Origin of the sequence: Mesorhizobium sp. YC-39 (assembly GCF_025753795.1) — a bacterium.
GTDB lineage: Bacteria > Pseudomonadota > Alphaproteobacteria > Rhizobiales > Rhizobiaceae > Mesorhizobium.
In genome coordinates, this window is record NZ_JAOWPS010000001.1 from 505,034 (window position 1) to 517,321 (window position 12,288).

The window sequence follows — 12,288 nt, forward strand, 5'->3', positions numbered from 1 at the left end:
GCCCGTTTCCAGGAGCTGGCCGTCACCGGCTTTTGATTTCCGTGTGACGGTCGAATTTGGCAAGGGAACAGAGCATGATCCCGAAAAGTGGAATCCGGTTTTCGGAAAGATCATGCTCAACAAAGAGATAGAGGAATGGTGATGACCCGTCGCGACTTTCTTTGGAGCGGTGCCGCTGGCGTGGCATTGCTGGCGGGAACGGCGGCAATGCTGCGCATGGGCGGATCGCCGGATGCGCGAGCGGCCGAAACTTTCGAGGTCACCAAGACCGACGCCGAATGGCGCGCCATCCTGTCCGATGCGGCCTACAATGTGCTGCGCAAGGAAGGCACCGAATATCCCGGCACCAGCCCGCTGCTCAACGAACATCGCAAGGGTATCTTCGCCTGCGCCGGCTGCGAATTGCCGGTCTATTCCTCGGAGACCAAATTCGATTCCGGCACCGGCTGGCCGAGCTTCTGGCAGGAAATTCCCAACGCCGTCGGCACGACACAGGACAGGTCCCTGGGCATGACCCGCACCGAGGTCCATTGCCGGCGCTGCGGCGGCCATCTCGGCCATGTCTTCGACGACGGCCCGCCGCCCACCGGCCTGCGCCACTGCATCAACGGCGTGGCGCTGAGCTTCAAGCCGGCCACGGCCTGAGGATAACTGCGACCCCGACTTTGTCGGAGCGCGTGAGAACATTGCAACGACTGATTTTGCGCATGACCCCGAAAATTGCTTTCGGGGTCATGCGCGAGGGCGCCAGGCGGGGGATCCAGCGCGCCTCAATGGCCTCCGCCGCCACCGCCGCCCTGTGCGGCAGGCTTGCGGATGAACAGGGTGAAGAGTCCCAGCGTGGCGAACAACACCGTCAGCATGAAGAACACGTCCATGAATGACAGCAGCGACGCCTGCTGCTGGACCATGCCCGACAGTTTGGAGATCGCCGCCTTGGAGGCGTCGAGCCCGGCGGTCTGTTCGAAGTTGAGCGTCATGTTCTGCAGCTTCTCCTGCGCGGCCGCGCTGCCCCACTGCACATGCTCGGAGAGCCTGGCGTAGTGGAAGGCATTGCGGTCGATCAGCACCGTGTTGATGACGGCCAGGCCGACGGCGCCGCCGAGATTGCGGGTCAGGTTGAACAGGCCCGACGCGTTCTTCAGCCGCTCTGGTGGCAAGGTTCCGAGCGCAATGTTGTTGATCGGCACCATGCACAGCATCATCGAACAGCCGCGCAGGATCTGCGGGATCAGCAGTTCATAGAAATCCCAGTCGGCGGTCAGATGCGTCATCCACCAGGTTCCCGTGGCGAAGCCGAAGAAGCCGATCATCATCATGATGCGCGGATCCATCTTGCTCGACAGGATGCCGGAGATCGGCGCGGTGAAGAACATGGCCAGACCGCTGACGAACAGCGCCTCGCCGATCATCATCGAATCGTAGCCGCGGATGCGCCCGAGGAACACTGGGTAAAGATAGGTCAGGCCATAAAGGCCGATGCCGACGACGAAGGAGAACAGCGAGCCGAAAGCGAAATTGATGTTGCTGAACGCCTTCAGATCGACGATAGGCTCCTCGGCGGTGAAGACGCGCCAGAAGAACAGCACCGCGCCGACGGTCATGACAATGGCGCAGATGAACACCCCCTGATCCTGCAGCCAGTCATTGTTGGGGCCTTCCTCCAGCACATATTCCATGCAGCCCAGGAAGGCGGCCATGCCGGCAAGACCCCACCAGTCGAACTTGCTGAACAGCTTGAGATTGGGCTTGTCGAAGTCGATCAGCGACCAGGCGGCCGTCGTCACCAGAATGCCGGGTACGACGTTGACGAGGAACAGCCAGTGCCAGGACATGGCGTGGCTGATATAGCCGCCGACGGTCGGGCCGATGGTCGGCGCCAGCGTCGCCACCAGGCCGATCATCGGCGAAACGATGGCGCGGCGCGACGGCGGGAAGATGGTGAAGGCGGCTGCAAAGACGCTCGGGATCATGCCGCCGCCGATGAAGCCCTGCACGGCGCGGTAGACGATCATCTGGTCGATATTGGTCGCGGTCGCGGCAAGAGCGCTGGCCGCGGTGAAGCCTGCCGCCGAAATGGTGAACAGCACGCGTGTCGACAGCATCCGGCTGAGGAAACCCGACAGCGGGATCATGACCACTTCGGCGATCAGATAGGCGGTCTGCACCCACGGGATCTCGTCGGAACTGGCGCTCAAGCCCGCCTGGATCTCGGCCAGCGAGGCCGAGACGATCTGGATATCCAGGATCGCCATGAACATGCCGAACACCATCGCCAGGAAGGCGATGACGCGGCGGATCGGAATGTGATCGGTCTGAGCCGGGATGGCCGGCACCGATCCGGCGGTAATGGTTGCGGTTGCCATGTCATGGCCTCCCTAAGCAATTCCAGGAAAAGTGCGCAGCGGTTTTCCGTCCGGAATTGCGTCAAAACAAATAACTGGCAGGCAGGGCGGCTCAGCGCTCAACAGGCCACTGAGCCGCCCCCCAAAGTACTAGTTGGTCGTCGCGGCGGGCGCCGTGCGGCTATCGACGGCGACGATGACGCTGAGACCCGCGCGCAGCCTGCCTGTCTTCAGCACATCCGCCGGCACGTCGATGCGCACCGGCACGCGCTGCACGACCTTGGTGAAGTTGCCGGTGGCGTTTTCCGGCGGCAGCAGTGAGAACACCGCACCCGAGGCTGGCGCCAGCGACGACACCGTGCCTTCGAAATCGTGGCCGTCGATCGCGTCGACCGAAATCCGGACCTTTTCGCCAGGCACCAGGCGGCCAAGCTGCGTCTCCTTGAAATTGGCGACGATATAGAGCTTGTCCATCGGCACGATAACGGCAAGTTTCTGTCCGGGGCTGACCAGGTCGCCCTGTTCGACGGAACGGTTGCCGACGACGCCGTCATAGGGCGCCTTGAGCACGGTGAAGGACAGGTCGCGCGCGGCCTTGTCGTGGCTGAGCTGCAGCGAGGCCAGTGTGCTCGCCGATTCCGCGCGCTGCGCCTGAAGCACGCCGATATTGGCTTGCGCGGCGGCGATCTGCGCGTCGGCGCCGACAAGTGCTGCCTTGGCCTGATCGAGGGCGGTCTGGGCGTCGTCGAGCTGCGCCTGTGTGCCGACATGTGTCTTGAGCAGCTGTGCTGCGCGCTGCTGGGCACGCGCTGCATTGTCGGTCGCGGCCTGGTCGGCAGTCTTTTGCGCCTGCGCCTGCTGCAGCGAGGCCCGCGCCGCCTCGGTCTGCGCGTCGATGCGGTCGAGCGTCTTGCTCAGCGTGGCGATCTGCGCCTCTGCCTGAGCGACGGCTATTTTATAGTCGCCGTCATCGACGGTCAGCAGCGGGTCGCCGGCCTTCACCAGCTGGTTCTCGCTCACCTTGACCTGGTCGACATAGCCCGAAATTTTTGGCGAGATGAACGCCATGTCGGCCTGGACATAGGCGTCATCGGTTGAGATCATGAAGCGGCCGTCGGTCCAGTAATTGTAGCCGTACCAGGCGCCGGCGCCGAGCAGCCCAAGCCCGATGATGGGCAGCAGAAGCGAGCGCACCGAGCGCTTCTTCTTGGCTGGCGCCTCGGCCGGGGCGCTTATTGCGGGCTGGACGGGCACTTCCGGCGCTTCGGTCGCCGGAGCGACCTTGGCATTGGGGAATGGGCGGACTTCGGCGGTAACGGGCGCGTTCGAGGACATGATATCTCTCAGTAGGTCTATATGAGGAAAATCTGTTACACTGAACCGTTCGGTTCGATCTGGGCATTGACCTAGCGCTAAAACGGGCCCATATCAAGGGCAATCGAACCGGTTGGTTCGAATTATTTTGCGAGGTGTGACTTTTATGGGCGAAACACTATCCGACACCGGCAAGGACCAGTGCGATGTGCTGGACGGCCTGCGTCGTGGCCGCCCGGCGGCCGGGCAGGACCCGGTCAAACGCAGTCAGATCATCGAGGGCGCGCGCCGTGTCTTCATCGACAAGGGTTTTGAGGCGGCGTCGATGAACGACATCACGCGCGAGGCCGGCGTCTCCAAGGGCACGATCTACGTCTATTTCGCCAACAAGGAAGAGCTGTTCGAGGCGCTGATCGAGGAAGAGCGCGGCACGATCTTCAAGAACATGTACGATATGCTCGACCGCGCCGACGATCTTCGTGAGACGCTGGTGAAGTTCGGCAAGGTGCTGTCCCTCAAGATCACCTCGGCCAAGGTCATCCAGGCGCAGCGCACGGTGATCGGCGCGTCCGACAGGATACCCGACATGGGCGCGCGCTTTTACGAACGCGGCCCGAAGCGCGGCCATGACAAGGTCGTGGCCTTTCTCAATGCCGCCATCGAGCGCGGCCTGCTCAAGATCGACGATGTCGATCTTGCCGCCTATCAGTTCACCGAACTGTGCCTGGCCGGTCTTTTCCGCCAGTGCATATTCGCCTACCGCACCAAGGCTCCAAGCCCGGACGAAATCGACCACATCGTCAGGTCAGGCGTCGGCATGTTCCTGAAGGCCTACGGCACCGAAAGGCTTGCCGAGGAAGAAAGCCACCAGATGATTGCACTGGAGGCCAAGCGCTAACCTGTTTTTTGCGCTAGAGCCGTTCATCGTTTAACGGAAACGAAGAACTGCTCTATCTCTTTGTTTTGACGCAATTCCGGACGGAAAACCGTTACACACTTTTCCTGGAATTGCTCTAGCCGCCGTTGGCGGCGAGCACGATCGCGGTGCGCAAATCCTCGAGGCCCTCGTTTCTTTCCGACGATGTCGCCAGAACGAACGGAAACGCGGCCGGCCGCTTCTTGATTTTCGCCAATGTCTCTTCGATCAATCGCGGCACGCCGGCCGTCTTGATCTTGTCGGTCTTGGTCAACACGATCTGGTAGGACACCGCCGCCTTGTCGAGCAGTGACAGCACCTCGTCGTCCTTGGCCTTTATGCCGTGGCGGGCGTCGATCAGCACATAGACGCGCTTCAGCGTCACGCGGCCCTTGAGATAGTCGAAGACCAGCTTTGTCCAGTCGTCGACCTTTTCCTTCGGCGCGCTCGCATAGCCGTAACCCGGCATGTCGACCAGTGCCATTGGCGGCAGGTCGGCGCCTTCGCCCGAAAACCCGTCCGGCACGAAATAATTGAGCTCCTGCGTTCGCCCCGGCGTGTTGGAGGTGCGCGCCAGCCCTTTCTGGTTGACCAGTGCGTTGATCAGCGATGATTTGCCGACATTCGAACGGCCGGCGAAGGCGATCTCCGGCGGCCCTTCCGGCGGCAGGAACTTCATCGACGGCACGCCGCGGATGAAGATCCACGCTTGCGTGAACAGTTCGGTGCCGATCACGGTCTTGTCACTTGTCGTGTTGCCTGGCGCGTTCAAACCGCTGCCTCCAGAAGAGAGATATTGGCGCCTCGGATGGCGTTGAGGTTGCGGCTGATCTTGTCCACTGGCCAATCCCACCAGGCCGCCATCAAAAGCCGCCTGATCGTCTTGTCGTCGAAACGCATCTTCACCACCTTGGCCGCATTGCCGGCGACGATCGCATAGGGCGGCACGTCGTGCGTGACGACCGATTTCGCCGCCACGATGGCGCCATGGCCGATCTCGACGCCGGGCAGGATCACCGCCTCCATGCCGATCCATACATCATTGCCGAGCACCGTGTCGCCGCGTATTTCCTTCGACCACGTCTTGGGGTCGAAACCCTGTTCCCAGCCATGACCGAAGATGTTGAACGGGTAGGTCGAGAAGCCGGACATGGCGTGGTTGGCGCCGTTCATGATGAAGCGCGCGCCCTCGGCGATGGCGCAGAATTTGCCGATGATCAGCTTGTCGCCGATGAACGGATAATGATGCAGCACGCACCGCTCGGCGAATTTGTCCGGTCCGTCCGGATCGTCATAATAGGTGAAGTCGCCGATCTCGATATTCGGTGCGTTGACCAGTCCCTTGAGGAAGCCGACGCGCGTGTGCATCGGGATCGGATGCTTGATGTTGGGGTTGGGTCCGTCCATGTCGAGGTCCGTCGAGTGGTTGGCAGTCGCGCGCAGGCGAAATCCGCAAGCGCCCTTCAAAATAGCGTGATCCGCCCCATAGCACCAATCGCCCGATGAGCGCGCCCTGCATGGCTTCGATGTTCACTTCGTGCCACGGCAAATCACGATCGGATCGGACATCGACCGGTCGAAACCACTGCCCTGGTAGACGCTGACATTCGCGGCGCCTGGCGGCAAAAGGAAGCTGCCCTCGACGATCTTCTGATCGCCGGTCGGCATGTGCAAAGCCCAGCTAAAGCTGCAGAACTGCGGCGGCGCCTTGGGTTCGACATGGCTGCAGTTCAATTGCGCGCCGCCCAGCATCGCGGCCCCGCCACAGCTGACGGCCTCCTTGGCGGCGGCCGGAAACGCACAGCTCGACAGGACAGCCACGGTCGCGATTCTGAGCCAGTTCATCGTCATCTTTTCACCGGCCCCTTGTTTTCACCGGCCCCTTACCGGTCCTTCCTTTGCGCCACCGCCGATGTGACATTTGCTCCAGGCGGCCTAATCCATCTTGCGCACCGCGTCCAGCAGGATTATGTGCATGATGATAATAAGCATGCTCACGAAAAGTTGCTCGCCGACTCCGCTATCCCTGCCATGTCCTCCACACCCAACATCAGCTTCGTGCTGCACGATGTCGCGCGCCTGCTTGGAAAGCGGTTTGAGCCGCGTTGGCGCGCGTCCGACGCCCAGCAGTATCAGCTGCAAACCCTGACCCTGATCAAATCCAATCTGCTCGAGGCTTGCACCCAGCCAGCCATCGACCGGGAGAAAATACATGGCTGAATCAACCTCACCAAAGAAGCCGTCCGGGGATCAACCTTCCGCGGATCGGGCGAGCGACCAGATAATCCGGCTGGACAGCGAGCGCGAGCAGAGGCGAGCCAACACTGTCATTGATGATAACGAACTGGAAGCGCCGGTTGCCCTCGAGCCGTCGGCGCTGGAGGCTCCGTCCCCGCAGCCGCAGCAAGCCGCGGTCACTGTGGCGCCTCTCGCTCCGGTCAAGCCAAGGCGCAGCCTGACACGGCCGATCCTTTTTGCTCTGCTCCCCGTGGCGCTGGTCGTCGGCGGCTATTACTACGTTGTCGGTGGCCAGGTCATGACCACCGACAATGCCTACATCCAGGCCCAGTCGCTCGGTGTCTCCACCGATGTCTCCGGCACCGTTGTTGAGATCGACGTGCACGACAACGAGGCGGTGAAACAGGGCCAGGTGCTTTTTCGGCTGAAGCCGGCCTCCTTCGAAACCGCTCTCGCCGCCGCCCAGGCCCAGCTCGGCACGGTGCGCAACCAGGTGCTGACCTTGCAGGCGAGTTACCAGCAATCGCTGGCGCAGATCGAGCAGGCCGAGGCCGATATTCCCTACTATGAGGCAGCCTTCCAGCGCCAGCAGGATCTGCTCAAGACCTCCACAGCCTCCAAGGCAAGTTTCGACAGCGCCCAGCACGACCTTGTTGCCGCCCGCCAGAAAGTCTCCGTCGCCAAGGCCCAGGCTCAGGCGACGCTTGCCCAGCTCGGCGACGACGCCAACCAGCCCGTGGAGAAGAACCCCTTCTACCTCCAGGCCCAGTCGGCCGTGGACGACGCCCAGCGCAACCTCGGCGATTCCGTCGTCAAGGCGCCGTTCGACGGCATTGTCACCAATGTCGACGCGCTCCAGGTCGGCAAGTATTTGCCGGCTTCGCAGCCGGCATTCAGCCTGGTTTCGGCGACCGATCTCTGGATCGCGGCGGAGCCGAAGGAAACCGAGCTGACCTATGTCCGGCCGGGACAGACGGCGACCATCAGCGTCGACACCTATCCGGGCGCGGTCTGGCACGGCACGGTCGCCAGCATCAGCCCCGCCTCGTCGTCGAGCTTCCCGCTGCTGCCCGCGCAGAACACCACCGGCAACTGGGTCAAGGTCGTGCAGCGCATCCCCATGCGCGTGACCATTGACGATCCCCAGGGCAAACCGCCGCTGCGGGGCGGAATGAGCGTCGTCGTCGGCATCGACACCGGCCATGCGCGCGGCCTGCCGGACTTCGTCACCAACCTCATCGACAGGTTCGAGCAGAAGTCATGACCAACGCGTCCGCGACAGGTGGCGCATCGGTGGTCGCCAATCGCGGCGCCATCACCGCCTGCGTTATCCTGGCCGTCATCATGCAGGCGCTGGACACGACCATCGCCAACGTGGCGCTTCCCTATATCCAGGGCAGCGTTTCGGCGAGCGCCGACCAGATCAACTGGGTGCTCACCTCCTACATCGTCGCGGCGGCCGTGATGACGCCGCCTTCCGGCTACCTTGCCAATCGTTTTGGCCGCAAGCGCATTCTTTTGACCTCGATCACCGGCTTCGTGGTCGCGTCCGTGCTTTGCGGGTTCGCGCAGTCGCTGCCGCAGATCGTTGGCTTTCGGCTGCTGCAGGGCCTGTTCGGCGCGGCTCTTGTGCCGCTGTCGCAAAGCATCCTGCTCGATATCTACAACGTCGAAGAGCGCGGCTCGGCCATGGCGCTGTTCGGCGTTTCCGTCATGGTCGGACCGGTGCTCGGACCGGTCATAGGCGGCTGGCTGACCGAAAATGTCAGCTGGCGCTGGGTCTTCTACATCAACGTCCCGATCGGCATGCTGGCCTTCGCCGGCGTGTCGATGTTCGTCCAGGAAACCAAGACGGACATCAAGGCAAGGCTCGACTGGCTGGGCTTCGGCATGCTCAGCATCACCATCGCGGCGCTGCAGATGTTTCTCGATCGCGGCGAGCAGCTCAACTGGTTCTCGTCATCCGAGATCATCGTCGAGGCGCTGATCTGCGCGTCGGCTTTCTACATCTTCCTCGTCCACACCTTCACCGCCCGCAATACGTTCGTTAATCCCCGGCTTTTCCTCGACAGGAATTTCGCGGTCGGGATGGTCTTCATTTTCATCATCGGCATCACCTATCTGGCCTCGCTGGCGCTGATGACGCCCTATCTGCAGACGCTGATGGGCTATCCGGTGGTAACGGCCGGTGTCGTCATGGGACCGCGCGGACTTGGCACCATGGCCTGCATGTTCCTCGTCGGCAGGCTGGTCGGCAAGGTGGATACACGCTGGCTGCTGTTGACCGGCCTGCTGGTCACCGCCTGGGCGATGTATGACATGACCGGCTGGACCCCGGACGTATCGCAATGGACGATCATCAGCACCGGCTTCATCCAGGGCGCGGGGCTCGGCTTCCTGTTCGTTCCGCTCACCACCATCACCTTCGCTACGCTGGCGCCGGAGCGGCGTGCGGAAGGGACGGGGCTGTACAATCTGTCGCGAAACATCGGCTCCAGCGTCGGCATATCGGTCGTTACTGCGCTTTTGACGCAGAACGTGCAGATCAACCACGCAAACATCGCCACCTATGTGACGCCCTACAATCAGGCGTTCAGCAACCCGGCGATCTCTGAGACAATGAACCCTTACAGTGCCGCCGGCCGCGCCGCGCTTGATGGCGTGGTCACGCTGCAAGCGACGATCATCAGTTATATGAACGACTTCAAGCTGATGATGATCCTGTCGCTTGCCGCCATCCCGCTGGTTCTGCTGTTGCGCAAGCCTTCCACGCCGGCCAAGGTCGATCACAGCGCGGTCGTGGAATAACGCTTCGGAAGCGCGCTCTTGCCTATCCGTCAGGGCAAGTCGCGGCCGCGCAGGGCTCGAAACGTCAATCTAGAAACCGGGGTCCCGCGAAGGATGACGGGACCCCGGTCGCCGGTACGGCCTCCCAAGCACCGGCGCCAGCGCGCCGGAAGCCGTCACCGTAGTATGGCACCTGAGCAGCAACGGAGCGTGGCAAGCCAAAGTTTCGCCGCCGGCGAAATGTGATCTCCCATAGCAAAGAACCCCGGACGAACCGGGGTCTTTGCAAATTCGATATGGGGGTCGGGGTGCCCGCTATTCCGCGGGCGAGGGTTTCTTGCGGAACAGGGCCACCAGATTGTCCCACAACTCGATCTTTATGCCTTGGCGCTTCATGATTACGCCTTGCTGCAGGATCGACAGCAGGTTGTTCCAGGCCCAGTAGATGACCAGGCCGGCGGGGAAGCCCGCCATCATGAAAGTGAAGATGACCGGCATCCAGGTGAAGATCGCAGCTTGCGTCGGGTCCGGCGGCGTCGGGTTCATGCGCATCTGCAGGAACATCGTCACGCCCATGACCAGCGGCCAGACGCCGATCATCAGCATGTGCGGCAGGGTGATTGGAATGAGGCCGAACAGGTTGAAGATCGAGGTCGGGTCTGGTGCGGCCAGATCCTGGATCCAGCCGAAGAACGGCGCGTGCCGCATCTCGATGGTGATGTAGAGCACCTTATAGAGCGCGAAGAAGACCGGGATCTGCAGCGCCACCGGCCAGCAGCCGGCGATCGGGTTGATCTTCTCGGTCTTGTAGAGCTCCATCATCGCCTGCTGCTGTTTCATCTTGTCGTCCGCATATTTCTCGCGGATCTCCAGCATCTTGGGCTGCACCTTCTTCATGTTCGCCATCGACGCATAGGACTTGTTGGCGAGCGGGAAGAAGATGGCCTTGACGATGACGGTGGTGGCGAGGATCGCCAGGCCGAAATTGCCGAAGAATTTGTAAAGCGTGTCGATCAGCCAGAACATCGGCTTGGTGATGAAATGGAACCAGCCCCAGTCGATCAACAGGTCGAACCGCTTGATGTGGCGGTCCTCGGCATAGGCATTGATCTTGCCAACCTCCTTGGCGCCGGCGAAGACCTCGGTCTCGACGGTCGCCGACTGGCCGGCCTCGACATTGATCGGGTCGGTCAGGAAGTCGGACTGATAGCGGTGCCGGCCATCCTCGAAATAGGCATAGCGCGGCTGGAACGGCTGCTTCTCGGTCGGCACCAGCGTCACCGCCCAGTATTTGTCGGTGATGCCCAGCCAGCCGTCGGTCGACTTGCCTGGCTTGAATTCCCTGTCCTTTTCGATGGACGCGTATTTGTGTTCCTGCAGGCCTTCCTCGCCGGTGAAGCCGATCAGGCCTTCGAACAGCACATAGATGCTGGCAACGGCCGGCTTGTCGAAACGTGTGACGCGGCCATAGTTGAACAATGAGACGGCGGCAGCACCCGAATTCTGCACCGTATCGGAAACCGTGAACATGTAGTCGTTGTCGACCGAGAAGGTGCGCTTGAAGGTCAGGCCCTTGTCATTCGAATAGGTCAGCGTCACCGGGCTCGACGGCGTGAGCGTCGCATTGCCGTCAACCTTCCACACCGTGTCCGAACCTGGCACCGCGCCGGTCTTGTCGTTGCCGACAAAGCCGATCTCGGCAAAATAGCCATTAGGCAGCGCCGACGGATTGAGCAACTCGATCTCCGGCGAGTTCTTGTCGACCGTCTCCGTGTAGTGCTTGAGCTTGAGGTCGTCGAGGCGTGCCCCGGTGAGGTTGATCGAGCCCTCGAGGCTTGGCGTGTCGATCTTGACGCGTGCCGTCGCCGCCAGAGCCTGATCGCGGCCGGCCGCCGTTACGACTTCGCCGCCGGGCGCGCTGGGAATGGCGCCCTGCGGCGGCACCGGCGTTCCCGTGCCGCCGGGATTGGCGCCTTCGGCCGCCTTCTTCTGCTCAGCCACCCGCTGCTCTTCGATGCGGGCCGCCTCGCGCTGTGCTTCGACGCGCGGGTTCATATAGAACACCTGCCACAGCGTCAGGATCAGCACCGACAGCGCGATGGTGATGAAGAAGTTCCGGTTGTTTTCCATCGAAAGCCCTTGGCCTATCGTGTTCCGCGCAATCGGCGGGAGAGTTCGGCCTTCAATTGGCCGAACGGAATGGCAAGCACGTCTTCGCGCCCGACGATGACATAGTCATTGCCAGGCGCCATGTCATCTGCCGCATGCGTGCGCATGGCTTCCCTGAGCCGCCGCCTTACACGGTTGCGCACCACGGCGTTGCCGACCTTCTTGGTGACGGTGTAGCCGACGCGCGGCGACAGATCGTCGCCGCGGTCGAGAACCTCGACGAGAAAAAGCCGCCCACGGCGCTTTTCGCCACGCCGGACGGCCAGGAATTCCGCGCGCTTCAGAAGCCGCTTGGGATTTGGTCCCACTGGCTTGCCGGTGGCGGGCAACGATCTCGTCTTCCGTTCAGGCGCTGAGCCGCTTGCGGCCGCGGTTGCGGCGGGCTGCGACGACGCCGCGACCACCCTTGGTGGCCATGCGGGCACGGAAACCGTGCCGGCGCTTGCGGACGAGTTTGGACGGTTGGTAGGTACGCTTCATTTGTTTTAATACCGCGGGGTGCGGCCCTTCTTGATTCTG

General features: G+C 62.1%; 13 protein-coding genes. 4 read left to right on the forward strand and 9 right to left on the reverse strand.

What is annotated here, in order from left to right; genetic code table 11:
- The first annotated feature begins 141 nt into the window (after nucleotides 1-141).
- On the forward strand, nucleotides 142-645 hold the full coding sequence (gene msrB / locus OHD62_RS02455; protein ID WP_263780639.1) for a peptide-methionine (R)-S-oxide reductase MsrB: 504 nt from the start codon (nucleotides 142-144) through the stop codon (nucleotides 643-645).
- Between the two features lie 125 nt (nucleotides 646-770).
- On the opposite strand, the gene OHD62_RS02460 is transcribed toward msrB, so the two are convergent.
- Together OHD62_RS02460 and OHD62_RS02465 are read right to left on the reverse strand one after the other, a co-directional pair.
- Entirely contained in the window at nucleotides 771-2,366 is a 1,596-nt protein-coding gene (locus OHD62_RS02460) for a DHA2 family efflux MFS transporter permease subunit (RefSeq protein WP_263780640.1), read from the reverse strand.
- 129 nt (nucleotides 2,367-2,495) lie between these two features.
- Nucleotides 2,496-3,680, reverse strand: coding sequence for an HlyD family secretion protein (locus OHD62_RS02465; protein WP_263780641.1), 1,185 nt, complete (start codon nucleotides 3,678-3,680; stop codon nucleotides 2,496-2,498).
- Between the two features lie 145 nt (nucleotides 3,681-3,825).
- On the opposite strand from OHD62_RS02465, the gene OHD62_RS02470 reads away from it, so the two are divergent.
- On the forward strand, nucleotides 3,826-4,557 hold the full coding sequence (locus tag OHD62_RS02470) for a TetR/AcrR family transcriptional regulator (RefSeq protein ID WP_263780642.1): 732 nt from the start codon (nucleotides 3,826-3,828) through the stop codon (nucleotides 4,555-4,557).
- 115 nt (nucleotides 4,558-4,672) lie between these two features.
- On the opposite strand, the gene yihA is transcribed toward OHD62_RS02470, so the two are convergent.
- From yihA to OHD62_RS02490, 4 genes are all read right to left on the reverse strand, one after another.
- On the reverse strand, nucleotides 4,673-5,347 hold the full coding sequence (gene yihA, locus OHD62_RS02475) for a ribosome biogenesis GTP-binding protein YihA/YsxC (protein WP_412177337.1): 675 nt from the start codon (nucleotides 5,345-5,347) through the stop codon (nucleotides 4,673-4,675).
- Nucleotides 5,344-5,982, reverse strand: coding sequence for a CatB-related O-acetyltransferase (locus tag OHD62_RS02480; RefSeq protein WP_263780643.1), 639 nt, complete (start codon nucleotides 5,980-5,982; stop codon nucleotides 5,344-5,346). Before OHD62_RS02480 ends, yihA begins: the two co-directional genes overlap by 4 nt.
- A gap of 123 nt (nucleotides 5,983-6,105) precedes the next feature.
- Nucleotides 6,106-6,420: a hypothetical protein gene (locus tag OHD62_RS02485; RefSeq protein WP_263780644.1), complete on the reverse strand. Its 315-nt coding sequence runs from the start codon at nucleotides 6,418-6,420 to the stop codon at nucleotides 6,106-6,108.
- 90 nt (nucleotides 6,421-6,510) lie between these two features.
- Nucleotides 6,511-6,789, reverse strand: a complete 279-nt coding sequence (locus OHD62_RS02490) for a hypothetical protein (protein ID WP_263780645.1) — start codon at nucleotides 6,787-6,789, stop codon at nucleotides 6,511-6,513.
- On the opposite strand from OHD62_RS02490, the gene OHD62_RS02495 reads away from it, so the two are divergent.
- Both OHD62_RS02495 and OHD62_RS02500 read left to right on the forward strand, forming a co-directional pair.
- Complete coding sequence (locus tag OHD62_RS02495) at nucleotides 6,788-8,077, forward strand: HlyD family secretion protein (protein ID WP_263780646.1); 1,290 nt, start codon at nucleotides 6,788-6,790, stop codon at nucleotides 8,075-8,077. The genes OHD62_RS02490 and OHD62_RS02495 overlap by 2 nt on opposite strands.
- On the forward strand, nucleotides 8,074-9,621 hold the full coding sequence (locus OHD62_RS02500) for a DHA2 family efflux MFS transporter permease subunit (protein ID WP_263780647.1): 1,548 nt from the start codon (nucleotides 8,074-8,076) through the stop codon (nucleotides 9,619-9,621). The genes OHD62_RS02495 and OHD62_RS02500 overlap by 4 nt, the downstream gene beginning before the upstream one ends.
- Nucleotides 9,622-9,915: 294 nt before the next feature.
- On the opposite strand, the gene yidC is transcribed toward OHD62_RS02500, so the two are convergent.
- The 3 genes from yidC to rpmH are packed head-to-tail and all read right to left on the reverse strand — an operon-like array spanning nucleotide 9,916 to nucleotide 12,249.
- Nucleotides 9,916-11,730 (reverse strand): membrane protein insertase YidC, encoded by a 1,815-nt coding sequence (gene yidC, locus OHD62_RS02505; RefSeq protein WP_263780648.1) that lies wholly within the window; start codon nucleotides 11,728-11,730, stop codon nucleotides 9,916-9,918.
- Between the two features lie 14 nt (nucleotides 11,731-11,744).
- On the reverse strand, nucleotides 11,745-12,098 hold the full coding sequence (gene rnpA / locus OHD62_RS02510; protein WP_263780649.1) for a ribonuclease P protein component: 354 nt from the start codon (nucleotides 12,096-12,098) through the stop codon (nucleotides 11,745-11,747).
- Nucleotides 12,099-12,114: 16 nt separating this feature from the next.
- Nucleotides 12,115-12,249 (reverse strand): 50S ribosomal protein L34, encoded by a 135-nt coding sequence (gene rpmH / locus OHD62_RS02515; protein ID WP_008833937.1) that lies wholly within the window; start codon nucleotides 12,247-12,249, stop codon nucleotides 12,115-12,117.
- Nucleotides 12,250-12,288 lie beyond the last annotated feature (39 nt).

Coding starts and splice junctions, on each gene's coding strand:
- msrB (WP_263780639.1), top strand. CDS start 142: ATGACCCGTCGCGACTTTCTTTGGAGCGGTGCCGCTGGCGTGGCATTG.
- OHD62_RS02460 (WP_263780640.1), bottom strand. CDS start 2,366: ATGGCAACCGCAACCATTACCGCCGGATCGGTGCCGGCCATCCCGGCT.
- OHD62_RS02465 (WP_263780641.1), bottom strand. CDS start 3,680: ATGTCCTCGAACGCGCCCGTTACCGCCGAAGTCCGCCCATTCCCCAAT.
- OHD62_RS02470 (WP_263780642.1), top strand. CDS start 3,826: ATGGGCGAAACACTATCCGACACCGGCAAGGACCAGTGCGATGTGCTG.
- OHD62_RS02480 (WP_263780643.1), bottom strand. CDS start 5,982: ATGGACGGACCCAACCCCAACATCAAGCATCCGATCCCGATGCACACG.
- OHD62_RS02485 (WP_263780644.1), bottom strand. CDS start 6,420: ATGAACTGGCTCAGAATCGCGACCGTGGCTGTCCTGTCGAGCTGTGCG.
- OHD62_RS02495 (WP_263780646.1), top strand. CDS start 6,788: ATGGCTGAATCAACCTCACCAAAGAAGCCGTCCGGGGATCAACCTTCC.
- OHD62_RS02490 (WP_263780645.1), bottom strand. CDS start 6,789: ATGTATTTTCTCCCGGTCGATGGCTGGCTGGGTGCAAGCCTCGAGCAG.
- OHD62_RS02500 (WP_263780647.1), top strand. CDS start 8,074: ATGACCAACGCGTCCGCGACAGGTGGCGCATCGGTGGTCGCCAATCGC.
- yidC (WP_263780648.1), bottom strand. CDS start 11,730: ATGGAAAACAACCGGAACTTCTTCATCACCATCGCGCTGTCGGTGCTG.
- rpmH (WP_008833937.1), bottom strand. CDS start 12,249: ATGAAGCGTACCTACCAACCGTCCAAACTCGTCCGCAAGCGCCGGCAC.